Origin of the sequence: Streptomyces sp. NBC_00572, from assembly GCF_026341815.1 — a bacterium.
Classification (GTDB): domain Bacteria; phylum Actinomycetota; class Actinomycetes; order Streptomycetales; family Streptomycetaceae; genus Streptomyces.
Window position 1 is genome coordinate 2625463 of sequence record NZ_JAPENX010000001.1, and the last position, 21574, is coordinate 2647036.

The window sequence follows — 21574 nt, forward strand, 5'->3', positions numbered from 1 at the left end:
GGTCGGGCCATGCGTGTTCCCCGGCGGCGGCGCGACGGCCATCTGCTCGCGCTCGACCTGGCTGCCGCGCTGCTGATCGCCGCCACGTACGCCGGCTTCACCCGGATGTCGGGCGACGGGACCCAGCCCGCCTACACCGGACCGGTCTGGGCGGGTGTGCTCGTGGCCGCGGCGGTCGGCCTCCCGGTCGCGGTCCGCCGGCCGTGGCCCGTACCGGCCGCGGTGACGGCCCTCGCCGGAGCCGTCACCGCCACCCTCCTGGACATCACGCGTGAGCCGTGGACCGCGGTCGGTCTCGTCCTCTACGCGGTCGCCCTCACCAGGCCCCCGCGACGCTCGGTGCCGGTGCTCGCCGCCGCGCTCGCCGTCTCGGCGGCCGCGGTCCTCACCGGGGAGGCCGTGATCAGCCCGGCCGAAACCTGGAGCGGGGCCGCCGGCGTCGCCGCCATCGTCTGGCTGGTCCTCGGCGGCGGCTGGACCGCGGGCTTCGCGGTACGGGCCCACCGCGCCCGGCAAGCAGACCGCGTCGCCCGCCGCACCGAACACGCCATCGCCGAAGAACGGCTGCGCATCGCACGGGAACTGCACGACATCGTGTCGCACAGCCTCAGCCTGATCGCGGTGAAGGCGGGCGTCGCCGGGCACGTCGCCCAGCGCCGCCCCGAGGAGGCCGTGGACGCGCTGCGCGTCATCGAACAGACCAGTCGGGCCGCCATGACCGAGATGCGTCGCACCCTGGGCGTGCTGCGCACCGACACGGCCACCGCCCCGCTGAGCCCGGCGCCCGACCTCGACGCGCTCGACCGGCTGGCCGATCAGGCACGACAGGCGGGCGTGGACGTCGAGTTGGACGTCCGGGTCCCGGACTCCGGTCTGCCCGCCGGCATCGCCCTGGCCGTTCACCGGATCGTGCAGGAGTCCCTCACCAACGTGGTGAAGCACGCGGCCCCCGCACGCTGCCGGGTGACGGTCGAGGCCGACCTGCGCGAAGTGCGGATCGACGTCACGGACGACGGCGTGCGGGGCGCCGACACCGAGCGGGTCGGGGGGCACGGCCTGGTCGGCATGCGGGAGCGGGCCATGATGTACGGCGGGACGTTCAGCGCGGGCCCGCGCCCGCGCCCCGGGGGAGGCTTCGCGGTCTCCGCCCGCCTGCCGCAGGACGGCGTGAGGAGGAACGCATGACGGACGCGACCCGGGTGCTCGTCGTCGACGACCAGGTGCTGCTGCGCGGTTCCTTCCGGATCCTCGTCGAGAACGAACCCGGCCTCACCGCCGTAGGAGAGGCGGGCGACGGGGCGGAGGCCGTCGAGCTCGCCCGCCTGCACCGACCGGACGTGGTCCTGATGGACGTCCGGATGCCGGTCATGGACGGCATCGAGGCGACGCGGCAGATCTGTGGATCCCCGGAGACCGCCGGCGCACGGGTACTGATCCTGACCACGTTCGACCTCGACGAGTACGTCTACGCGGCGCTGCGGGCCGGCGCGGCGGGCTTCCTGCTCAAGGACGCTCCGCCCGCGGAGGTGCTCGCCGCCATCCGGGTCGTCGCCACGGGCGACTCCCTGCTGGCTCCGTCGGTGACCCGCCGCCTCATCGAGGAGTTCACCCGCCGCCAGGACCGGGACCCGGACCCGGTCCGGAACCACGACCCGGCCCTTCTGGCCGGGGTGACGGAGCGGGAGCGCGAGGTCCTGAAGCTGATCGCGCGGGGCCTGTCGAACGACGAGATCACGGCGCGCCTGCATCTGAGCATGGGCACCGTGAAGACCCACATCGGCCGTCTGCTGTCCAAGCTGGCCGCCCGCGACCGCGCCCAGCTGGTGATCGCCGCGTACGAGTCGGGAGTGGTGTCGGCCTCCGACGGCGGCGTGTGAACGCCGACCGCACGGCGGCGGTGCGACCGTCAGCTCTGTGCGGTGTCGTCGCCCGTCTGCCCGGCGCCCTCGGCCGTACCCTCGGCCGCGCCTGCCTTCTCGCGCATCTTGCGCACCAGCTCCGCCTTCTGGTCGGCGGCACCCTTGCGGTCGAGGTTGCGGTGCGGACCGTTGTTCTGCCGCTCGGCGCGGGACAGCCTCTTGCGCTGGCCGCCGCCCTGGCCGACGGGGTTGTTGATGTTCTTGCTCACGGTCATGGGTTCTCCCGGTAATGATGCGAAGTGATGTACGGATTCATCGGTGGGGCGACGGGTCCGGCGGCGTCCGAGGACGTCAGCGGGGGCCCATCACACTCTCACTCGTGAATCGGCGTATGGAAGAACATGACAATGACGTTACCCGGTTCCGTCGGCCCGGCACACCAAGCTTTCCGCCGCCCCCCTAGGGCTTGATGTTCTGGTTCAGGTGGAACAGGTTTCCCGCGTCGTACTTCCGCTTGACCTCGACGAGGCGGTCGTAGTTGGTCCTGTAGTTGGCCCTGATCCGGTCCTGGTCGTCGTCGGCCATGAAGTTGATGTATCCGCCTTCCTCCGAGTGGGGGGCGGTCGCTTCGTAGTAGTCGCGGACCCACGCGATGTTGGCCTCGTTCGCGGACGGGTCGGGCCACATGCCGGCGAGGACGGTGGCGAACGAGGCGTCCCGGTAGGCGAAGGCCGTCGCGTCCGGTGCGACGCGGTGGCAGGCACCGTTGATGGGGTAGATGTGGACCGTCGAGTTCACGGCCGGCAGGCGTGGCCCGTACCGCAGGTGCGCCTCGATCGCGGCGTCGCTGAGGTCGGTCACGAAGTTGGCCTTCCAGTAGTGCTGGAGGCCGGGCGGCACCAGCGCGTCGAAGGCGCTGTTGAGCGCGGGATACGGCATGGGGCCGACGTGCTCGGCGACCACCGGCGCGAAGTCGTGGAAGGCCTGGAGGGCGCGCGGCCCCTCGTCCAGCGGGCCCGCCCAGCACGCCACGATCAGGACGAACGGGTCGCCGTGCCGGTTCTCCGGGATGAACGGGAGCGGCGGGGCCAGCTGGAAGGCCGGGAAGCCGCCGAGTTCCTCCGGCGCGTCGGCGATGTAGTCGGCGAAGGAGCGCAGCACGGTGGCGGCGTCCTCCAGCTCGTAGAGCATCGGCCCGCCGTAGATGTCCTTGACGGGGCTGAGCCGGAACTCGAAGGAGGTGACCGCGCCGAAGTTGCCGCCGCCTCCACGAAGGGCCCAGAAGAGGTCGTCGTTCTCCTCCTCGTTCGCGACGAGCAGCTTCCCGTCCGCGGTCACCACGTCGGCGGAGATCAGGTTGTCGCAGCTCAGGCCGAGTCCACGGGCGAGATAGCCGATACCGCCGCCCAGGGTGAGTCCGCCGACACCCGTGGTCGAGATGATCCCCCCGGTCGTCGCCAGACCGAAGGCGTGCGTCGCCGCGTTGAAGTCACCCCAGGTCGCGCCGCCCTCGGCGCGTGCCGTCCGCCGCACGGGATCGACCCGCACGCCCCGCATCCCCGACAGATCGGCCACGACGCCGCCGTCGCAGGTACCGAAACCGGGCACGCTGTGCCCGCCGCCACGCACCGCCAGGTCGACCTCGTTCTCGCGCGCGAAGTCGACCGCTGCCATGACGTCGCCCGCGTTGACGCAGCGCGCGACGGCGGCCGGCCTCCTGTCGATCATGGCGTTGCGGACCTCGCGCGCCTCGTCGTAGCCATCGTCGTCAGGGGTGGTGACCGCCCCCCGGACACGTTCACGCAACTGCTCGATCGAGAGCTTGCCCATAGCGATCGCTCCTCGTGCCTCTACCCCGCCGGCTCCGCCAGGGAGGGCGCGACGCCAAAGGCGGGCATCGGGGCCGGCTCAGGCGGGCATCGTGCGGCCGGGCTCTCTGTGGAATGCCACACCCAGCCACGCACCCGGCTCACCGAGCTCGGCCCCTTCCACGCTACGCCTGTGGCGCGAGGCCTCAACCCGAGATCTGTGGAGGCCGTGCCATGACCCAGCCCCAGGTCTGCGACCTGGGGCTTTCGGGTGTTCACAGCCGGGCTACCGCTGCTCCAGGAGCCCGCTGTTCATCGCCACGACCACGGCGCGCGTGCGGTCGCTGACGTCGAGCTTCGCGAAGATCCGCAGGAGATGGGTCTTCACCGTGGCCTCTCCGATGAAGAGACGCCGACCGATCTCCGCGTTGGACAATCCGTCGGCGACCGCGCGCAGCACGTCCGCCTCCCGCGCGGTGAGTGCTACGGGCACGGGCCGGCGCATCTTGGCCACGAGCCGTTGCGCGACGCGCGGGGCGAGGACGGTTTCGCCCCGGGAGGCGGAGTGGATGGCTTCGACCAGCTGGTCACGGGTGGCGTCCTTGAGGAGATAGCCGGTGGCCCCCGCCTCGACGCCCCGCTCGATGTCCGCGTCGGTGTCGTAGGTGGTCAGGATGAGGACCCGGGTCCGCGCGCCGCTTCCGACGATCTCGGTGGTGGCGCCCACTCCGTCGAGTACGGGCATCCGCAGGTCGAGGAGCACCACGTCCGGGTCGAGCTGTTCGACGAGCCGTACGGCCTCGCGGCCGTCTCCCGCCTCGCCGACGATGTCGATGGTGGGTTCGGAGGCCAGCAGCGCGACAAGTCCGGCGCGCATGACCGTATGGTCGTCGGCCAGGACGACGCGCAACCGGCGTCCTCGGCTCGTGCTCGCGGCCGCGGTTGTGGCCGTGCTCGTGGCCGCGGTCGTCCTCGTACCCGTACTCGTGGGCTCAGTCGTCGTCATGTCTGTCATACCTGGCCGTTCATGGGGATCATGGCGAGGATCCGGGTCCCGTCACCGAGCGAGCTGGTGACGGTGAGATCGCCGCCGAATTCGGCGAGGCGCTTGCGCATGCCGTCCAGGCCGAAGCCCTGGGACTCCTCGACCACGAACCCGCGTCCGTCGTCGGTGATCTCCAGCTCGACGCCGCTCCGGTGGCGCGCGAGGACGACGCCCACCGTGGAGGCGTCCGCGTGTTTGCGGATGTTGGCCAGGGACTCCTGCGTGCACCGCAGCAGGGCGACCCTCGTCGGCTGGTCGCATGCGATGTCCGCCAGCTCCGCCGTGACGATGAGCCCGGTGTCCTCGGTGAACCGGTCCAAGGTGCGGCGGAGCGTCGTCGCGACCGAACCGGCGGCCACGCCGCTGCGGGGGGCCGCGCCGACGAGGACGCGGGCCTCGGCGAGGTTCTCCCGGGCGGTCTGTTCGATGGACTGCAGCTGCTGGGCGCTTCTGTCGGGGGCCACGGCGAGCCCGGACCGGGCCGCCTCCGCCAGCACGATGATGGAGGCGAAGCCCTGGGCGAGGGTGTCGTGGATCTCCCGGGCGAGGCGCTCGCGCTCCTCTGCGGCGCCCTGGCGCTGGTACGCCTCGACCAGCTCCAGCTGGGCGGTCCTCAAGTCCGCTCTCAGCCGGGCCCGTTCGTCCCGGAGTGCCAGGGCCCGGGGCGTCACCACCGCGATCAGGACGCCGACCGCGTACACCGCGAGGGAGGAGACGGTGTTGGTGAACAGGACGTCGAAGCGCCGGCCCTCCCGCAGGGTGCCGCCGACCGTGATCGCCACCGCGCCGAGTCCCGAGGAGACGACCGCCGCCCTGAGGCTGTCGGCGAAGACGACGAACTGCGCGAGCATCACGGTGTAGAAGACCCCGAGGCCGTCGCCGACGTACGAGAGACCGCCCAGCGCCGCCACGAGGACGCACAGATAGCCGTACGGGCGAAGTACGGGGTTCTCGGGGCGGCAGCGCACGAGCGCGTAGCTGAGGGCGAGGACGCCCACCAGTACCGGTACCCCGTACTTCGTCGTCGTCGGAGCGTCGCCCACGACGGTGATCAGGGTGACGAGGGCGATGAGCGCCCAGGACAGCCCCTCCCATCCGTGGAGTGCCCAGATCCATAACGGGTCGCCGCGCTGCGGCCGTTGAAGCATGATCGCCAGATTACGCTTCGGAACGGACATGGCGCGGGGCCGTGGGGGCGGCGGCCATCGGGGCGGCCGTGGGGGCATGCGTGGCAGTCGTGGCAGTCGTGGAGACAGCCGCCGAGATGGTGTCCCCGCTCCGGGGCGGCGCCGGGCGGCGCGGCCACCAGGCCCTCTCGCCGAGGAGCAGCAGGAGCGACGGCAGGATCATCATCCTGATGATCACGGCGTCCAGCAGGACCCCCACCGCCAGGCAGAAGCCCATCTGCTTCATCTCGGTCAGGTGGAGGAAGACGAAGGCCGCGAACACCGTGACCATCACCATCGCCGCGCTCGTCACCACCTTGGCCGACCGGCCGATGCCGTCCAGTACCGCCGCGCGGGCCGTCGTCCCGGTGTCCATCGCCTCCTTGATCCGGCTGACCACGAACACCTGGTAGTCCATCGACAGCCCGAAGAGGATCACGAAGAGGAAGAGCGGTACGCGCGACGCGATCGCCCCGAGGGAGTCGAAGTCCAGCAGGTTCTCCGCCCACGTTCCCTGGAAGACCAGGACCAGCGCACCGAGCGCGGCGGCGGCGGAGAGCAGGTTGAGGAGGACGCCGATCAGGGCGATCAGCACCGAGCGGAAGGCCCAGACGGTCATGAGGAAGGTCAGCAGCAGAAGGGCCCCGATGACCAGCGGCAGCTTGCCGTTCTCGTGCTCCACATAGTCCTGGCCGCGGGCCACGTCACCGCTCACCGCCGTCTCCACGCCGGGCAGCGTGCCGACCGTGGCGGGCAGATGCACCTCCCGGAGGCGGTCGAGCGACTCGATCGCCGGGCCGGAGGGCGCGGGGTGGGGGACGGCCAGTTCGAGCACGCTGGTCCGGCCGTCGGCCGAGGTGCGCACGGTCGGCTCGGCGTTCCGCGCGAAGAGCGGGTCCGCCTGGGCCCGTCGGCCCAGTTCCACCAGCGCCTGCCGGACCTGCGGTGCCCGGTCGGGGGTGGAGCGGGCCACGACCTCGTGCTTGACCAGGAGCTCCGGGAACTTCGCGGTCAGCCGGTCGTAGACCTGCATGGCCGGGATGTCGCGGGAGAAGGTGTCCTTGCCGGGGTCGATGAGCTTCATGCCGAGCGCCGGGGCCGCGATGCCGAGCATGAGCAGTACGGATACGCACAGGGTGATCGCTGGATGCCGCCGCGCGGGGCGCAGCAGGGCGGTGAACATCCTTCCGTTCTCCGGCTTCACCGGCTTCGTACGGACCGGCTCGCCCCGGCTCGCCCGCCGCGCGGCCTTCTTGGCGGCACGGCGCTCGGTACGGTGGCCGATCTTCACGAGCAGCGCGGGGAGCACGGTCAGGGAACTGGCCACGGCGACCGCCACGACCAGGATCGTGCCCGTCGCCAGCGAGGAGAAGATGACGTCCGTGGCCAGGTAGAGCGTCGCGGTGGAGACGATCACCGCGAGGCCGGATGCCACGATGGCGCGGCCGGCCGTGGCCGCCGCGAGCTCCACCAGTGCCTCGGGGCTGAGCCGGCCTTCGGCGCGGGCCCGTTCCTCGCGTTCGCGCTTGAGGTAGAAGAGCGTGTAGTCGACGCCCACGGCGAGGCCGATGAGCAGGATCATGTTGGTCCCGACGCCGGCGTCGGGGAGGGCGTGGGAGGCCAGCATGGCCAGGCCTATGGTGGCGGCGATCGAGGAGAGTGCGAGGAGCAGGGGCACACCGGCCATGACCACCGAGCCGAAGACGATCAGCAGGATGACGAGGGTGACCGGCAGGGTGATGCGTTCCGAGAGCGCGAGGTCGTCGGCGCGCTGATCGTTGACGCCCTTGCTGATGGCGGGCGATCCGGTCTCTTCCACGACCAGGCCGGGGTGGCCGGCGGCCACCTTCGCCGTCTGTTCGAGGAGCGGGACGACGTTCTTCCTCCCCTCCAGCTCGGCGCCCTTCAGGATCACGGTCACGCGCAGGGTGCTGCCGTCCTTCGAGCGGACCGGGGAGGCCACGCTGTCCACCTCGGGCAGCCCGGCCATCCGGTCGGTGAGCTCACGGACCGCGGCACCTGCCGCCTCCGGGTCCAGAGGGCCGGACTTCGCGCGGATCAGGACGTGTTCGGTGGGCCGGCGCTGGAGACCGCCCTCGGTCGCCATCGCCTCGGCGTGCCCCGCCTCCCCGACCCAGAAGTCCTTGGTGGTCGCCGCGTTGCTGCCGGACGCGATGCCGGCACCGAGGCACAGAGCGACGAATACGAACCACCCGATGATCGCGCTCCACGGGTGCCGGGCACTCCAACGGGCCAAACGAACCGGTCGATTTCTCATGCCTCAGATGCTCGTCCGCGGGCCCTTCCTCCCATCAGCCTCGACCGGTTGAACCCGGTGTCCACCGGTCGGTGGACACGACGGGTGGACATGGTCGAGCCGACCGCAGTGGGGCAGCGCGTCGACGTCTTCCGGACCTCCGGCGGACGGGAGTTGCTCGACCGCCTCACCGAGGCCGGTGCGGAGTTCCGGATCTCGCCCCTCCCCGGCCCGGGACCGGCACGTCCGCTCGCCCGCGTGGCGAGATGCCGGTTACCGGTCCCGTACGGCCGTGTCCTCCGGTGCGGCCCACGGCTGGAGCTTCTCCGGGTTGCGGACCGCCCAGATGTGCGTGATCCGGTCGCCCGCGAGGCCGAAGGCCGCCACCGTCACGGTGGCGCCGCCGAGCTGGGCCACCAGACCGGGACGGCCGTTGACCGAGCGCACCAGGAGCTTCATGTCGGGCACCTGGTCGCCGATCCCGACGATGTAGCGGGCGATCTCCCCGGCACCGACGATCGGGCGGAGCGTCGCGCCGACCAGACCGCCGCCGTCGGCGACCATCGTGGCGTCGGGGTTGAGCAGGCCGACGAGCGCGGCGATGTCCTGGGTCTCCCACGCCTGCTTGAAGTCCTTGATGACACGCGCCTGCAGGCCGGTCGGCGGCTCCGGGGGCCGGGCCGCGCTGACGCGGCGGCGGGCCGACGAGGCGAGCTGCCGACAGGCCGCGGGGGTGCGGCCGACGATCGTGGCCACTTCGGCGAAGGCGTACCGGAAGACGTCGTGCAGGATGAACGCGACCCGTTCGGCCGGGGTCATGGATTCGAGGACGACGAGGAAGGCCATGTCGACCGACTCGTCCAGGGCGATCCGGTCTGCGGGGTCGGCCGCGCTGTCGCCCGGCCGTCCGGTCGTCCACTCCCTGGAGTCCGGCAACGGCTCCGGCACCCACTCGCCCACATAGCGCTCGCGCCGGGCCCGCGCCGAGCCGAGTACGTCGAGGCAGATGCGGCCGACCACCGTCGTCAGCCAGGCGCCGGGGGACTCGATGGCCTCCTGCTGCCGGTCCGACATCGCGTACCAGCGGGCGAAGGCCTCCTGAACGGCGTCCTCCGCCTCGGCCAGGGAACCGAGCAGCCGGTAGGCGACATTGATCAACTGCCGGTATTCGCCCTCGGGCCGGGCGGGTACGGGCGCGAGCCCGGGTTCTGGTTCCGTACGGCTGCTCATGGTGGTTGCCCCCTTCGTTCGATGCGCGCTCGCCATGATCGGTGAGACGCGCATCACTCCGTAACCCCGGTATGCCACCTCACATTCTCGGTGGCTGCGTCGTCGGGCTGTCGAGAGAGCGACCGGCAGCGGAAGGACGGGATCATCATGGCCACGCGGACGACGGCGGAGACGACGGCATCGATGACGGCATCGGCGGGGGCGGAGCGGCGCGACGGCCGGTTCTCGGGGTTCGTGCGCGTCTCGATCGCCCTGCAGACGGTGAGCATCTTCTTCCAGGCGGTCACGGCCGGGATGGCGGTGTCCTCGTCAGAGGTCGGATCGACCGTCCACGACCTCGGGTCCAAGGGCATGTACGCGATGTCGATGCTGTACCTGCTCGCCGCGATCCTGGCCTGGCGGCCGGGCGGCGGCTCGGCCCGGCCGATCCTCTACGCGACCGGCTTCCTGGTCCTCGGGACCCTGCAAGTGGTCATGGGCGTCAATCATGTGATGGAGGTTCACCTTCCGCTCGGCGTCTTGATGTTCGGTCTGAGCCTGCTCGATCTCGGTCGGGTGGCGCTCCAGCGGATGCGTCCGGCGAGGGGGTGACCGAGAGCCATCGGTGACGGTGACCGAGGGGCGTCGGTGACGGTGACCGACATCCACATCCGTATCCACATCCGTCAGGAATCGAGAAGCGGGGGCGATCTCCCCCAACTAGCGTTGTGGGCATGGACATCACCATTCACACCACCGTCCTCCCGCACGACGACCCCGACGCCTCCCTCGCCTTCTACCGCGACGCCCTCGGCTTCGAGGTGCGCAGCGACGTCGGGCAGGGCAGGACCCGGTGGATCACCGTCGGACCCGTCGGTCAGCCCGGTACGTCGATCCTGCTCGCGCCGCCCGGCGCCGACCCGGGGGTCACCGAGGCCGAGCGGCGCACCATCGCCGAGATGATGGCCAAGGGCACCTACGGCTGGATCCTGCTCGCCACCCCCGACCTCGACACCACCTTCGAGAAGGTGCAGGCCGGGGACGTCGAGGTGGTCCAGGAGCCGACCGACCAGCCCTACGGCGTGCGCGACTGCGCCTTCCGCGATCCCGCGGGCAACCTCGTCCGGATCCAGCAGCTCCGCTGAAAGGATTCCCCTCATGTGTCATCCTGCGTGGATGAGCGCACTGACCGAGGCGCACCGCCTGAGTGATCTGGCGCGGTTGCGCCGCGTTCGCGACCGGATCGACCGGGAGTACGCGCAACCGCTGGACGTCGAGGCGCTCGCCCGCGGGGTGAACATGTCGGCCGGGCACCTCAGCCGCCAGTTCAAGCAGGCGTACGGCGAGGCCCCGTACTCGTACCTCATGACGCGGCGCATCGAGCGGGCCATGGCCCTGCTCCAGCGGGGCGAACTCAGCGTCACCGACGTCTGCTTCACGGTCGGCTGCTCCTCGCTCGGCACCTTCAGCACCCGCTTCACCGAGCTCGTCGGCGTGTCGCCCAGCGTCTACAAACGCCAGGTCGCGGACGGTGAGGCGGGGCTGCCGTCGTGCGTCGCGAAGCAGGTCACCCGACCGGTCAGGAATCGAGAAGCACCGGTCACCACCCCGCAACTAGCGTGAATCCCATGAACGCCAACGCCCTCACCAACGCCATCGCCGCCGTCACGATCGAGGCGGCCGACCTCTCGGCCGCCGAGCGGTTCTACGCCGCCTCCGGCCTCGGAGCCCATGTGCGGCTGCGGGCCTCGGACACGCCGAGCACCGGCTTCCGCGGGTTCTCGCTCTCGCTCACGGTGTCCCAGCCGGCCGACGTCCGGCACATCGTGGACGCGGCCCTCGCCGCCGGCGCCACCTCGCTCAAGCCGGCCGCGAAGTCCTTCTGGGGCTACGGCGGCGTGTTCCAGGCCCCGGACGGGACCATCTGGAAGGTCGCCACCTCGGCGAAGAAGGACACCGGCCCGGCCACCGGCCACGTCGACTCGTTCGTGCTCCTCCTCGGAGCCACCGACGTCGCCGAGACCAAGAAGTTCTACGTCGAGCACGGACTGACCGTCGCGAAGAGCTTCGGCCGCAAGTACGTCGAGTTCGCCGCCGCCGAGGGCAGCCCGGTCAAGCTCGCCCTCTACGGGCGCCGTGCCCTCGCCAAGGACGTCGGCGTCCCCGTCGACGGCGAGGGATCCCACCGGATCGTGCTCACCGGCCAGGGCGCCGGCGCCTTCACCGACCCGGACGGATTCACCTGGGAGGCGGCCTCCGTGGCCGCCGCGTCCTGACCCGTACGCGGTACCCCTCCCCTCCCCCGTTCCAGCTCCAGCTCCAGCTCCAGCTCCAGCTCCATTTCGAGCTCCTGCCTCATCCCCAGCCAGCCTTGTGAGAGGAACCCCGTCATGTCGAACACGCGGTCGTCCACCAAGAGCACCAGCACCGGCACCGCCGCCAAGGGCGAGAGCGGTGCGAAGTACGACGGCTTCACCGAGGAAGAGCGGGACGCGATGAAGGAGCGCGCCAAGGAGCTCAAGAGCCCCACGCGGCGCGGCTCGCGCTCGGCCAAGGCCGACGGGGAGGCCGATGTTCTGGCGAAGATCGCCGAGATGACGGACGCCGACCGTGTCCTCGCCGAGCGGATCCACGCGATCGTCAAGGAGCACGCCCCGGGCCTGGCACCGAAGACCTGGTACGGGATGCCCGCGTACGCCAAGGACGGCAAGGTCGTCTGCTTCTTCCAGAGCGCGCAGAAGTTCAAGTCCCGGTACGCCACGCTCGGCTTCAGCGACCTGGCGCAGCTCGACGACGGCGCCCTGTGGGCGACCAGCTACGCCCTGACCGAGCTCACCGTCGCCGACGAGACCCGGATCGCCGCGCTGATCGAGAAGGCCGTCGGCTGACACCGCCGACCACGCAGGCGGTACGGGAGTGCGGCCGGAGCGGAACAGGCCGCGCGAGTAGGGGTGTTGAGCACGGCGGTCGTGGCGGGTCTTCCGCGTCGCGCGGGTGTCGCCGTGACGACCCCGCCCGGGAGGACCCGGCCGTCGGCCGGAGGAGGCGACCCGGGCCACGGCGCCGAGGCCCCGTCCGGCCCCTGCTCCACGTGGGCAAATACCCGAGATCGCCCCGTGAGAATTCGAAGCTACGCGCGGTGAAAATTTGTCATGTAAACACACGGGATGGGGCCATGCGAAATCTTCACCCCGCACGCTCCGCCCCATCGTGCTACTGTCGATATCAGTTGCAGTTGTGGGTCCCGAACGTACGAGTGCCCTTCCGGTTTTCCGGCGCGCTGGGCACCCTTTTTCATTTCCGGGCTTTTTCCGGGCGGGGCGATCATCGCAGCGACACGGAGCGCGCACCGCGTGCGCTCCGAGCACTGCCCCGAAGGAGAATTTGGCATGGCGACTGGCACCGTGAAGTGGTTCAACTCGGAAAAGGGCTTCGGCTTCATCGAGCAGGACGGTGGCGGCCCCGACGTCTTCGCCCACTACTCGAACATCGCCTCCTCCGGCTTCCGTGAGCTGCAGGAAGGCCAGAAGGTCAGCTTCGACATCGCGCAGGGCCAGAAGGGCCCGACCGCCGAGAACATCGTCCCCGCCTGACACCAGGCGCTGACGCGTAGCACAAGCTGACGAGCTGAGGCCCGCACCTTTGGGGTGCGGGCCTCAGCTCTTTGCAACCCTCAGTACCTCGCAGTACCGCCGTACCCTCAGTACCTCAGGCTTCACTACCTCATCGGCTGCGGGAATTTCCTGGCCGGCCCCCCTCTGGACCACTTCTCCGCAGGAGTCACCATGCGCTGTGTCATCGCTCGCTTCCCCTTCGAACTCACCAAAGCCGGTGTCATCGAATCGATGAAGGGCGTCAAGCCCGAGCCCGCCGTCGGGGATGTCGTCGTCGTCGGGCGCCGCCAGTACCCCGTGAAGCAGGTGGGCGAGGTCGTCACCCGCCAGGACCGCCGTGACTTCAGCGTCGGCGAGGTCGTGCGTGCCATGACCAAGCTCGGCTTCACCTGCCTCACGGTCAGCGCCGCGGAGCAGTCCTCGCCGTCCGAGCCGACCTCCGCGCCGACCACCGAGACGACCTTCTGACCGTCCGCGGAGCCATCCGCGGAGCCACTGGCGGGGGCAGTGGCGAGGGCGGATGCGAGGGCGGTGGCGAAGCCGGTGACGGCCTCGGTGACGGCGTTCAGCGCCGAGATTCGGCGTCGGCCTTCACCGAAGACACCGAAGACACCGAAGACCTACGGCGCCGACCGCCTCAGTGGTCGAAGTAGCTGAAGTCGCCGACCGTCCAGGCGCTGACGTCCTCCAGGGCGACCCGGTACATTCCGCCGGTCTCCGGGATACCCACCGTGCCCTGGAGGATCCGGGCGAGGTGGAAGTGCAGATGGGTGGGTGGCTCGTCCTTCCGTTCGGAGGGACTGAAGATGCCGGAGAACTCGCTCAGGCGGGCCGAGTCCGTCAGGACCTCCGACACCCGCTGTCGCCACAGGGCCTCCGGGGCCAGCCGACCGGTGAGGACCACACCCCCCACGACCACCGTCATGGACATCTGATTGCTCTGCCCGGACTCCACCGTGGCGGCAATGTCAACGAGCAGCTCGTCAGGCTTCGACATGGAAGTCGATTCTAGGCGGCGCCCCCTCCCCCGGCCCCCCTCCCGCGCCCCCGGCCGGACCGGTGCCCGCTAGAGCGGTGCCGTGTCGTCCGCCGGGAACGCCGGGCCGTGACCCGGGACGATCACGTCGGCCGTGGCCAGGACGCGGAGGCGGGAGTCCTTGAGGACGGTGTGGTCCGGGGCCACCGGGTCCTCCACCGGGCCGTTCGGCCGCCACCACAGGTCGCCCACGAAGGCGACGACGCCCGTGTCGGTGCCCGCGAGGAGGGTGATGTCCTCGGGGCTGTGGCCGGGGGTACGGATCAGCCGGAGCGACGGGGCCAGCTCGTGGCCCTCGGCGTCGCGGTCGGTCCACTGGTCGTTCTCGTAGATCGCCTTGTGGTCGTGGACGCGGGCCCGGCCGAAGAGGCCGACGTTCATGGTGTTGTCGGGGTGGTGGTGGCTGAGCACCACATCGGTGATGTCGTCGGGGCCGAGGCCGAGCTCGGCGAGCGGGCCGAGGATCCGGTCGCGGCTCGCCACCATGCCGGGGTCGACGATCACGTGCCGGTCACCGTCCCGCACGTACGAGACGGTGGCGGCCACCCCGGGGCCGGTGGAGAGCGTGTAGCCGGTGGTCAGGATCGTGAAGGTGGCGGTGCGGCCGCTCGGTGCGTCGTGGTTCGTCATGCCCCCAAGTCTTCTGTGTGGCGCGCTCTCCCACGAGTGGCCGTACTGCCACTGATCGCGGGAATCGGGCCACTCGCCGCGCACCGTCACGTCACCGGCCCCGCCGCGCACCCCCACCGGCCCCGCCGCACACCGTCACGGCCTCGGCGGTGCCGCGCGTGCCAGACTCGGCGTCATGCCGCCCTTCGTCACCGTCGCCGCCTACGCCCCGCACGGGGTCGGCATGCTCGGCGCCGGCATCGTCTCCGAGGTGTTCGACGCGCGCGGCGGAGGACTCCCGCTCTTCGACTTCGCGCTCTGCACCGACCGGCCGGGCAAGGTCCGCACCGACGTCGGGCTGCCGCTCGTGGTCGAGCACGGTCTCGACCGGCTCGCCGGTGCCGACCTGGTGATCGCCCTGCCCTGGGCGGAGTTCCGTACGCCCCCGGCGCCCGCCGTGCTCGACGCGCTGAGCGCCGCGCACGCGCGCGGGGCGCTCGTCGCGGCCCACTGCGTCGGCGCGTTCGCGCTCGCCTCGGCCGGACTGCTCGACGGTCGGCGGGCCACCACGCACTGGCGGTTCGCCGGGCTCCTGGCCGAGCGGCACCCGGACGTCACCGTCGAACCCGACGCCCTCTACGTCGACCAGGGCCCGATCGTCACGGGCGCGGGCGCCGCCGCGGGCTTCGACCTCTGCCTGCACCTGCTGCGCCGGGAGTACGGGGCCACCACGGCCAACGCCATCGCCCGGGACCTGGTGCTGCCCTCCCACCGGGACGGCGGCCAGGCCCAGTACCTCGCCACTCCCGTACCCGAGGACAGTCGGGACGAGCGGCTCACCGACGTCCTCGCCTGGGCCCGGGAACACCTCCACGAGCCGCTTCCCGTGGCGGAGTTGGCGCGCAGGGCGCTGATGAGCCGCCGTTCCTTCGCCCGCCGGTTCGCGGCCTCCACGGGCACCACCCCGCACGCGTGGCTGCTCTCCCTGCGCCTCGGCCGCGCCGAGGAGCTCCTGGAGACCACGGACCTCCCGGTCGAGGAGATCGCCCGGGCGGTCGGCTTCGGGAGCGCGGCGGTGCTGCGCGCCCAGTTCGTACGCCGCCGGGGCGTGCCGCCCCGGTCGTACCGCCGTTCCTTCACCCGTACGCCCACCGTCTGAGGTCGGACGAGCCTCGCGGCCGTGAGGAAGGCGGGGGGCCCGATCCGTGCACCCGCGCACCGGGGTCGCACGTCCGGACGCCCTCCGCTTGTGGAAGGTCCTCGCACGGCCGAGTTTGGGCTCAGCGTGCGACCAGAGGAAGGGCCTCCATGAGCAGCATCGACACACCGGCCGACGTACCCAGGCCGCGGGCGGCGACGCGACCGGCGCCCACCACCCTCACCTGGGTGACGCTCGCCCTCATGACCACCGCGTCGGTGGCGAGTCTGCGGGCCGCGCCCACCATGGCCGTCTACGGCCTGGCCTGCGTGTTCCTCTACCTCGTGCCGGCGATCGTGTTCCTGCTGCCGACCGCCCTGGTCTCCGCGGAGCTCGCCTCCGGCTGGAACGGCGGCGTGTACCGGTGGGTCTCGGAGGGGCTGTCGAAGCCGCTCGGATTCCTGGCCGTCTGGTGCCAGTTCGCGATGACGATCTTCTACTACCCGAGCCTGCTCGGGTTCGTCGCGTCCACCATCGCGTACATCATCGACCCGGCGCTCGCCAACAGCGGCCCGTACACCGCGATCGTCATCGTGGTCCTCTACTGGTCGGGCGTCTGGATCTCCTCGCGCGGGACGAAGGCGCTGGCCGGGCTCGCCAGCGGGGGTCTCATCATCGGCACCCTCATCCCCGGCACCCTGCTGGTGGTCCTCGGCATGGTCTTCCTCGGCCAGGGCAACGCCTCGGCGGCCCCCATGAACGCCTCGCACCTGCTCCCCCAGTGGACCGGCCTGGCGAGCCTCGTACTGATCGTCAACAACTTCCTGTCGTACTCCGGCATGGAGATGAACGCCGTGCACGTCTCCTCGCTCAAGGACCCGCCGCGGGAGTACCCGAAGTCGATGTTCCTGGCGATGGGCCTGGTGCTGCTGATCTTCATCCTGCCGGCGCTCGCCATCAGCTGGGTCGTACCCGCCGACCAGCTCAGCCTCACGGCCGGCGTGATGCAGGCGTTCGACGCCTTCTTCGCGTACTTCGACATCGGCTGGCTCACCCCGATCGCCGCCGTCGCCCTGGTGTCCGCCTCCCTCGCCGGCATGCTCACCTGGCTCGCGGGCCCCTCGAAGGGCCTGCTGGAGATCTCCCGCCAGGAGGGCTACCTGCCGCCGTACCTGCAGAAGCTGAACAAGAACGGCATCCAGCAGAACATCCTGGTCACCCAGGGCATCGTCACCACGGTCATCGCCCTCGGGTACGCGCTGATCCCGAACGTCTCCAGCGTCTACTGGATCTTCTCGGTCATCACCACACAGGTGTACCTGATCGTCTACCTGCTGATGTTCGCCGCGGCGATGCGACTGCGGAAGACCCAGCCCGACCACCCCCGCGGCTACCGAGCACCCGCGCTGAGCGTCCTGTGCGTCGTCGGCCTGCTCGCCTCCCTCGCCGCACTGTGCATCGGCTTCATCCCGAGCTCCCAGTTCGGCAGCGGCAGCGTCTGGGCGTACGTCGCCATCGTCGGCGGCGGCCTCGTCATCCTGGGCTTCCTCATCCCGTGGGCCTTCCTGAAGTTCCGCAAGCCGAGCTGGAAGACGGCCGCCGCCACCACTCCGAGCGAGGGAGAGCAGGCATGAGCCCCACCCGCTTCGCCTCCGAGCACAAATGGGTCTACTGGGGCGCGATCGTGATCCTCGTCGGTCTCGTCGTCACCGGCCTCATCCGGTACGAGAGCGTGACGACGAACAACGAGAGCGCGGCCAAGGCCAACCAGCTCCAGGACGAGCTGGTGAAGGCCGGATACCCGTCCTTCGAGACCGACACCATCGAGCAGCTGCTCGGCACCGACGGCGGCCCGGTCTGCGAGGACCCGGGCAGCGCCCTGAAGACGGCCCTGTGGAAGATCCAGCAGTCGAACGGCGCCGCCGGCCCCGGGATGCGCCCCGTCATCACCGACTCCAGGGCCGTCGAGGCCGAGCGGATCGTCCTGCAGGTCTACTGCCCGGACCAGGTCGACGACTTCGACGACGCCCTGAACGACCTCAAGACCGACGACACCGTCCGGCGGTAGGGCGCGGGGGACGGGCGGGCGGGTGGTGCGCGTCAGGCGGATCGGCCCCGGCCTTCCTCCCGCGCGGGGGAACGGCGGGTGGTGCGCGTCAGGCGGAGTGGCGGGCCTTCCTGCGGCGCAGGCCGAGGGTGGTGGCTCCGCCGGCGAGGACCAGTGCGGCGGCCACGCCGGCGAGCGCCGGAGTGTCATCGCCCGTACCGGTCTCGGCGAGGCCGGCGCCCTCTCCCGCGGGCGCCGGGCCGCCGTTGTCCTTCATGGTCCTGCCGATCCAGTCCGCGTAGGCGGGTGCGCTGGTGTAGAGGCCCGGCCCCTCCGAGCAGGGCACGTTCCGGGCGCCGGGCCCCGAGGTCACTCCGATGAGCTCCCACCGCCCGTCCCTGCCCTTCTGCAGCTGCGGTCCGCCGGAGTCCCCGAAGCAGGCCATGGCCTTGGGCACGGTGCTGATCGTGCACAGCCGGGTCCGGTCCGCGTAGCCGGGCGCGCACTCGGACTCGGCGCCCCTGCGGGTGTCCAGCTCCTGCAGCCGGGGCGCGAAGGCGAACGCTCCGTCGACGGTGGTCCCGAAGCCCAGGAGACGGGTCGGGGTGCCCGGCCGGCCCACCTGCCGTGCGAGGGGGACGGTCTCCCGGTCGACCGGGCGGTCCAGCCGGATCAGCGCGATGTCGTCCTTGTTGGCGACCTTGTTCTCGCCGTTCGCATAGCCGGGGTGGATGAAGGTCCGGTCGAACTTCCGCACGGTGCCGCCGGACTTCCGCCGGTCGCTGCCGACCCTGACGACGCCCTCCACGAAGAGGCCGTCGCCCTTCAGACAGTGGGCCGCCGTCAGCACCCACTGCCGGTCGATCAGCGACCCGCCGCAGGTACCGTCGTGCAGACCGTACTTCGGGGCCGACTCCGGGATCGTCACCATGAAGGGGTAACTCTCTTCGGAATCGTGCCCGTTGACGATCGCCGAAGCGCTGCCGGTCAGGAGGGTGGCGCAGGTGGCGGCGACGAGGGCACCGACGGCGGCGGTGCGCGCCGCACGACGGCCCACCGGCTTGTTGCTGAACACAGAGAGTTCCTTCGGCTGGGACATCCGTACGTGCTCAGCCTGCTCAGCCGAGATCCACCGGACCATGGAGTGAGCAGGCGGAAGACGACTCCGGGCAGCGGCCCTAGGCCGGTGGGGGTAGCCCCCGACCAGCACCGTCGCTCTGGGCAAGGCATCGGGGCGTGCGCGATCATGCCGTCATGAAGCTGCGCTGCGCCGTACTCGACGACTACCAGGGCGTCGCCCTCTCCTCCGCCGACTGGAGCCCGCTCGCCGACCGCGTCGACGTACGCGTCCTGCGCGAGCACCTCACCGACCGGGACGCGCTCGTCGCCGCCGTCGAGGACTGCGAGATCCTCGTCGTCATGCGGGAACGGACCCCCGTCGACGCCGAGCTGCTCGCCCGGCTCCCCCGGCTCCGGCTTCTCATCACCTCCGGGCTGCGCAACGCCTCCATCGATGTCGCGGCCGCACGCGCGCGCGGGATCACCGTCTGCGGCACCGCGAGCAGTTCCCAGCCGCCCACCGAACTCACCTGGGCGCTCCTCCTCGGCCTCGCCCGGCACGTACCGGCCGAAGCGCGGGCCCTGCGCGAGGGCGGGCCCTGGCAGTCCACCGTCGGTGCCGACCTGGCCGGCCGCACCCTGGGGCTCGTCGGCCTCGGCAAGATCGGCGCCCGGGTGGCCCGGATCGGTCTCGCCTTCGGGATGGACGTCCGCGCGTGGAGCCCGAACCTGACGGAGGAGCGGGCGGACGAGCACGGCGTACGGCTCGCGAAGGACAGGCGGGAGCTGCTCTCCGACAGCGACTTCGTCTCGCTCCACATGGTGCTCTCGGACCGCACCCGCGGCCTGATCGGGGAACCCGAGCTACGGGCGATGCGCCCGCACGCGTACCTCGTCAACACCTCGCGGGCGGGACTCGTCGACGGCGGGGCGCTGCTGCGGGCGCTGCGCGAGGGGTGGATCGCGGGGGCGGGCCTCGATGTCTTCGAGACGGAGCCGCTGCCCGTGGACGACCCCCTGCGGTCCCTGCCCAACGTCCTCGCGCTCCCGCACCTCGGGTACGTGACGGAGGGGAACTACGGGCGGTACTTCGGGCAGGCGGTCGAGGACGTCGAGGCCTTTCTGGCGGGTGCGCCGGTACGCGAGCTGGGCTGATGCGTTCGCCTGTTCACCCGGCCACCTGATTCACCCGTTCGCCGGAGTCCTGAGCCGCGTGAGTCGCCGGGGCTGCCTGAGCTGCCTGAGCCGCCGGGGCTGCCTGGCTCATCCCAGGCTCGTACGCGCCAGTTCCACGAACTCCTCGTCGGTCAGGCCCAGCTCGCGGGCGTCCGCCGCCGCCTGGCGGAGCCGGGAGACCAGGCGGGCCCGGTCGGGGGCGGTGGCGCCGGGGACGATCAGGGCGCCGCGGCCCCGGCGGAGTTCGATCAGGCCCTCCTCGCGGAGCCGCTGGTAGCCGCGGAGGACGGTGTGGACGTTGACGCCGAGGGAGTCGGCGAGTTCCCGGGCGGCCGGGAGGCGCTCGCCGGGTGCGGCGGAGCCGTCGGCGAGGGCGCCCCGGACGCAGGCGGCGATCTGGTCGCCGAGGGGCACGGCGGAGGCCGGGTCGACACGGAAGAGCACGGTCAGACCTTCCCATGCCGTTCGGCGAGCGTGTTGAGGAGGGCGGCGGCGGTGTGCGCGTCGGGCACGGTGACCGCGAACTCGCGGCCGCTGTTCCGCCGGACGACGAGCGCCTCGCCTGAGTGCAGCATGATGCCGGTCCGGTGGCCCCGGACCCGGTAGCCCCAGCCGCCGAAGTCGGTGTGCACGGTGGAGATGTCGAGGTCCCGGACGCTCGCGCCCGCGACCTCGTCGAGCGGCACGCGCACGCGTGGCCAGGAGAAGAGCGAGGGCCTGACGGTGACGCCACGCCGGTCGACGGTGACCCGGATCCGGGCGAGGGCCAGGCACGGTACGCCGATGACCAGACCGGGCAGCGCGAGCAGGGCGTCGGGCCAGAGCTCCTGGACCAGGCCGACCGGGATGACCAGGGCGATCACCCCGATGAGGAACAGCGGCAGGGAGGCGGTGGCGCGGCTCCAGCCGGCCACCTCGCTCGCGCCGAGCGTGAGCCGGGGGCCGTCGGTCTCGGCGGGCTGTCCGGCCGGGTCGCCCGGCGGGACGAGCAGGGTCAGCCCGCGTCCCACGAGGGCGAGTACGGCGGCGACCGCCGCGGCGAGCGCCAGGTTGGTGAGCGGCGAGGTGACCCGGGCCGGGTCGACGGCGTCCAGGTTGTCCCACAGGACGAGGACGAGCAGCGTTCCGGCGAATCCGGCGGTGGCCCATGCTCCCCACAGGGCGGTACGGCGGACGAGGACCCTCCAGCCGATGCGGAGCACGAGGAGCAGGCCGACGCTGATGACAGCGAACGCGACACGGCCGGTGAAACCGTCGGCACGGCTTCCGTCGCCGCCGAAATGGGTGGCGAGGGTGTCGGGGATCCGGTCGTCCCAGACGGCGAGCAGGATCAGGTAGGTGGCGATCGCGAGGTCGAACGGGAGCGCGGCGAAGTTGCGGACTCGGAGCGTGGCGTGGTTCATGAAACCCCCCTTTGTTTGCATCAGGATAGAACAAGTTGTTCGCACTTCGCTAGAACAACTCGTCTTGCAGTCGAGGCGAGGTCGGGATGCGGACCCGTCCACAGCTTGTCGAATAGTCCAAATGCTGACTAATAGGGAGATCTTCAGC

At 71.2% G+C, this 21574-nt stretch carries 24 protein-coding genes; 13 read left to right on the forward strand and 11 right to left on the reverse strand.

The annotated features are described in order from the left end of the window. The first annotated feature begins 9 nt into the window (after nucleotides 1-9). Nucleotides 10-1185, forward strand: a complete 1176-nt coding sequence (locus OG514_RS11990; protein WP_266893726.1) for a sensor histidine kinase — start codon at nucleotides 10-12, stop codon at nucleotides 1183-1185. Beyond that, a complete protein-coding gene (locus OG514_RS11995; protein WP_266893728.1) occupies nucleotides 1182-1877 on the forward strand; it encodes a response regulator transcription factor in 696 nt (231 codons plus the stop codon). The genes OG514_RS11990 and OG514_RS11995 overlap by 4 nt, the downstream gene beginning before the upstream one ends. A 29-nt stretch (nucleotides 1878-1906) precedes the next feature. Here the strand turns inward: OG514_RS11995 and OG514_RS12000 are convergent, their stop codons facing one another. The 6 genes from OG514_RS12000 to sigJ form a co-directional block, all read right to left on the reverse strand. Next, on the reverse strand, nucleotides 1907-2134 hold the full coding sequence (locus OG514_RS12000) for a DUF6243 family protein (protein WP_266893730.1): 228 nt from the start codon (nucleotides 2132-2134) through the stop codon (nucleotides 1907-1909). Nucleotides 2135-2318: 184 nt separating this feature from the next. Continuing rightward, the gene (locus tag OG514_RS12005) at nucleotides 2319-3689 is read right to left on the reverse strand and encodes an FAD-binding oxidoreductase (RefSeq protein WP_266893732.1); all 1371 of its coding nucleotides are present in this window, start codon (nucleotides 3687-3689) and stop codon (nucleotides 2319-2321) included. Between the two features lie 264 nt (nucleotides 3690-3953). Then, complete coding sequence (locus OG514_RS12010; protein ID WP_266893734.1) at nucleotides 3954-4577, reverse strand: response regulator transcription factor; 624 nt, start codon at nucleotides 4575-4577, stop codon at nucleotides 3954-3956. Nucleotides 4578-4678: 101 nt separating this feature from the next. Then, nucleotides 4679-5860, reverse strand: coding sequence for a sensor histidine kinase (locus OG514_RS12015; RefSeq protein ID WP_266893736.1), 1182 nt, complete (start codon nucleotides 5858-5860; stop codon nucleotides 4679-4681). A 10-nt stretch (nucleotides 5861-5870) separates the two neighbouring features. Further along, on the reverse strand, nucleotides 5871-8156 hold the full coding sequence (locus OG514_RS12020) for an MMPL family transporter (protein ID WP_266893738.1): 2286 nt from the start codon (nucleotides 8154-8156) through the stop codon (nucleotides 5871-5873). 252 nt (nucleotides 8157-8408) lie between these two features. Then, nucleotides 8409-9365 (reverse strand): RNA polymerase sigma factor SigJ, encoded by a 957-nt coding sequence (sigJ, locus tag OG514_RS12025; RefSeq protein WP_266893740.1) that lies wholly within the window; start codon nucleotides 9363-9365, stop codon nucleotides 8409-8411. A gap of 147 nt (nucleotides 9366-9512) precedes the next feature. Between sigJ and OG514_RS12030 the strand changes: the two genes are divergently transcribed. From OG514_RS12030 to OG514_RS12060, 7 genes are all read left to right on the forward strand, one after another. After that, nucleotides 9513-9956, forward strand: a complete 444-nt coding sequence (locus OG514_RS12030) for a hypothetical protein (protein ID WP_266893742.1) — start codon at nucleotides 9513-9515, stop codon at nucleotides 9954-9956. Nucleotides 9957-10078: 122 nt separating this feature from the next. Further along, nucleotides 10079-10489, forward strand: coding sequence for a VOC family protein (locus OG514_RS12035; RefSeq protein WP_266893744.1), 411 nt, complete (start codon nucleotides 10079-10081; stop codon nucleotides 10487-10489). Nucleotides 10490-10520: 31 nt separating this feature from the next. Next, the gene (locus OG514_RS12040) at nucleotides 10521-10967 is read left to right on the forward strand and encodes a helix-turn-helix transcriptional regulator (protein WP_266893746.1); all 447 of its coding nucleotides are present in this window, start codon (nucleotides 10521-10523) and stop codon (nucleotides 10965-10967) included. 5 nt (nucleotides 10968-10972) lie between these two features. Beyond that, entirely contained in the window at nucleotides 10973-11620 is a 648-nt protein-coding gene (locus OG514_RS12045) for a glyoxalase (RefSeq protein WP_266893748.1), read from the forward strand. Nucleotides 11621-11734: 114 nt separating this feature from the next. Beyond that, on the forward strand, nucleotides 11735-12232 hold the full coding sequence (locus OG514_RS12050; RefSeq protein ID WP_266893750.1) for an iron chaperone: 498 nt from the start codon (nucleotides 11735-11737) through the stop codon (nucleotides 12230-12232). A gap of 501 nt (nucleotides 12233-12733) precedes the next feature. After that, nucleotides 12734-12937, forward strand: a complete 204-nt coding sequence (locus OG514_RS12055) for a cold-shock protein (protein ID WP_055598357.1) — start codon at nucleotides 12734-12736, stop codon at nucleotides 12935-12937. Nucleotides 12938-13129: 192 nt separating this feature from the next. Continuing rightward, nucleotides 13130-13426, forward strand: a complete 297-nt coding sequence (locus OG514_RS12060; protein WP_266893755.1) for an SCO5918 family protein — start codon at nucleotides 13130-13132, stop codon at nucleotides 13424-13426. Nucleotides 13427-13595: 169 nt separating this feature from the next. Here OG514_RS12060 and OG514_RS12065 read toward each other — a convergent pair whose 3' ends face one another. Together OG514_RS12065 and OG514_RS12070 are read right to left on the reverse strand one after the other, a co-directional pair. After that, nucleotides 13596-13955 (reverse strand): hypothetical protein, encoded by a 360-nt coding sequence (locus OG514_RS12065; RefSeq protein WP_266893756.1) that lies wholly within the window; start codon nucleotides 13953-13955, stop codon nucleotides 13596-13598. Between the two features lie 69 nt (nucleotides 13956-14024). Continuing rightward, the gene (locus tag OG514_RS12070) at nucleotides 14025-14624 is read right to left on the reverse strand and encodes an MBL fold metallo-hydrolase (RefSeq protein WP_266893758.1); all 600 of its coding nucleotides are present in this window, start codon (nucleotides 14622-14624) and stop codon (nucleotides 14025-14027) included. Nucleotides 14625-14799: 175 nt separating this feature from the next. Here OG514_RS12070 and OG514_RS12075 point away from each other — a divergent pair, with 175 nt between their 5' ends. From OG514_RS12075 to OG514_RS12085, 3 genes are all read left to right on the forward strand, one after another. After that, the gene (locus tag OG514_RS12075; RefSeq protein WP_266893760.1) at nucleotides 14800-15762 is read left to right on the forward strand and encodes a GlxA family transcriptional regulator; all 963 of its coding nucleotides are present in this window, start codon (nucleotides 14800-14802) and stop codon (nucleotides 15760-15762) included. A 149-nt stretch (nucleotides 15763-15911) separates the two neighbouring features. After that, nucleotides 15912-17375 (forward strand): APC family permease, encoded by a 1464-nt coding sequence (locus tag OG514_RS12080; RefSeq protein WP_266893762.1) that lies wholly within the window; start codon nucleotides 15912-15914, stop codon nucleotides 17373-17375. Beyond that, nucleotides 17372-17809, forward strand: a complete 438-nt coding sequence (locus OG514_RS12085) for a hypothetical protein (protein ID WP_266893764.1) — start codon at nucleotides 17372-17374, stop codon at nucleotides 17807-17809. The genes OG514_RS12080 and OG514_RS12085 overlap by 4 nt, the downstream gene beginning before the upstream one ends. An 88-nt stretch (nucleotides 17810-17897) precedes the next feature. On the opposite strand, the gene OG514_RS12090 is transcribed toward OG514_RS12085, so the two are convergent. Next, nucleotides 17898-18863: a serine protease gene (locus tag OG514_RS12090; RefSeq protein ID WP_323181526.1), complete on the reverse strand. Its 966-nt coding sequence runs from the start codon at nucleotides 18861-18863 to the stop codon at nucleotides 17898-17900. A 179-nt stretch (nucleotides 18864-19042) separates the two neighbouring features. On the opposite strand from OG514_RS12090, the gene OG514_RS12095 reads away from it, so the two are divergent. Next, nucleotides 19043-20002, forward strand: a complete 960-nt coding sequence (locus OG514_RS12095) for a D-2-hydroxyacid dehydrogenase family protein (protein WP_266893766.1) — start codon at nucleotides 19043-19045, stop codon at nucleotides 20000-20002. A gap of 108 nt (nucleotides 20003-20110) precedes the next feature. On the opposite strand, the gene OG514_RS12100 is transcribed toward OG514_RS12095, so the two are convergent. Beyond that, complete coding sequence (locus tag OG514_RS12100; protein ID WP_266893768.1) at nucleotides 20111-20467, reverse strand: GntR family transcriptional regulator; 357 nt, start codon at nucleotides 20465-20467, stop codon at nucleotides 20111-20113. A 2-nt stretch (nucleotides 20468-20469) separates the two neighbouring features. Next, nucleotides 20470-21426, reverse strand: coding sequence for a DUF1648 domain-containing protein (locus OG514_RS12105; protein ID WP_266893770.1), 957 nt, complete (start codon nucleotides 21424-21426; stop codon nucleotides 20470-20472). Nucleotides 21427-21574: the final 148 nt, after the last annotated feature.

Excerpts from the sequence above, each read along its gene's own strand:
- OG514_RS12045 (WP_266893748.1), top strand. The coding sequence starts at position 10,973 with ATGAACGCCAACGCCCTCACCAACGCCATCGCCGCCGTCACGATCGAG.
- OG514_RS12020 (WP_266893738.1), bottom strand. The coding sequence starts at position 8,156 with ATGAGAAATCGACCGGTTCGTTTGGCCCGTTGGAGTGCCCGGCACCCG.
- OG514_RS12085 (WP_266893764.1), top strand. The coding sequence starts at position 17,372 with ATGAGCCCCACCCGCTTCGCCTCCGAGCACAAATGGGTCTACTGGGGC.
- OG514_RS12015 (WP_266893736.1), bottom strand. The coding sequence starts at position 5,860 with ATGCTTCAACGGCCGCAGCGCGGCGACCCGTTATGGATCTGGGCACTC.
- OG514_RS12040 (WP_266893746.1), top strand. The coding sequence starts at position 10,521 with ATGAGCGCACTGACCGAGGCGCACCGCCTGAGTGATCTGGCGCGGTTG.
- OG514_RS11995 (WP_266893728.1), top strand. The coding sequence starts at position 1,182 with ATGACGGACGCGACCCGGGTGCTCGTCGTCGACGACCAGGTGCTGCTG.
- sigJ (WP_266893740.1), bottom strand. The coding sequence starts at position 9,365 with ATGAGCAGCCGTACGGAACCAGAACCCGGGCTCGCGCCCGTACCCGCC.
- OG514_RS12075 (WP_266893760.1), top strand. The coding sequence starts at position 14,800 with ATGCCGCCCTTCGTCACCGTCGCCGCCTACGCCCCGCACGGGGTCGGC.
- OG514_RS12095 (WP_266893766.1), top strand. The coding sequence starts at position 19,043 with ATGAAGCTGCGCTGCGCCGTACTCGACGACTACCAGGGCGTCGCCCTC.
- OG514_RS11990 (WP_266893726.1), top strand. The coding sequence starts at position 10 with ATGCGTGTTCCCCGGCGGCGGCGCGACGGCCATCTGCTCGCGCTCGAC.
- OG514_RS12050 (WP_266893750.1), top strand. The coding sequence starts at position 11,735 with ATGTCGAACACGCGGTCGTCCACCAAGAGCACCAGCACCGGCACCGCC.
- OG514_RS12060 (WP_266893755.1), top strand. The coding sequence starts at position 13,130 with ATGCGCTGTGTCATCGCTCGCTTCCCCTTCGAACTCACCAAAGCCGGT.
- OG514_RS12105 (WP_266893770.1), bottom strand. The coding sequence starts at position 21,426 with ATGAACCACGCCACGCTCCGAGTCCGCAACTTCGCCGCGCTCCCGTTC.
- OG514_RS12005 (WP_266893732.1), bottom strand. The coding sequence starts at position 3,689 with ATGGGCAAGCTCTCGATCGAGCAGTTGCGTGAACGTGTCCGGGGGGCG.
- OG514_RS12055 (WP_055598357.1), top strand. The coding sequence starts at position 12,734 with ATGGCGACTGGCACCGTGAAGTGGTTCAACTCGGAAAAGGGCTTCGGC.
- OG514_RS12070 (WP_266893758.1), bottom strand. The coding sequence starts at position 14,624 with ATGACGAACCACGACGCACCGAGCGGCCGCACCGCCACCTTCACGATC.
- OG514_RS12080 (WP_266893762.1), top strand. The coding sequence starts at position 15,912 with ATGAGCAGCATCGACACACCGGCCGACGTACCCAGGCCGCGGGCGGCG.
- OG514_RS12035 (WP_266893744.1), top strand. The coding sequence starts at position 10,079 with ATGGACATCACCATTCACACCACCGTCCTCCCGCACGACGACCCCGAC.
- OG514_RS12030 (WP_266893742.1), top strand. The coding sequence starts at position 9,513 with ATGGCCACGCGGACGACGGCGGAGACGACGGCATCGATGACGGCATCG.
- OG514_RS12065 (WP_266893756.1), bottom strand. The coding sequence starts at position 13,955 with ATGTCGAAGCCTGACGAGCTGCTCGTTGACATTGCCGCCACGGTGGAG.
- OG514_RS12000 (WP_266893730.1), bottom strand. The coding sequence starts at position 2,134 with ATGACCGTGAGCAAGAACATCAACAACCCCGTCGGCCAGGGCGGCGGC.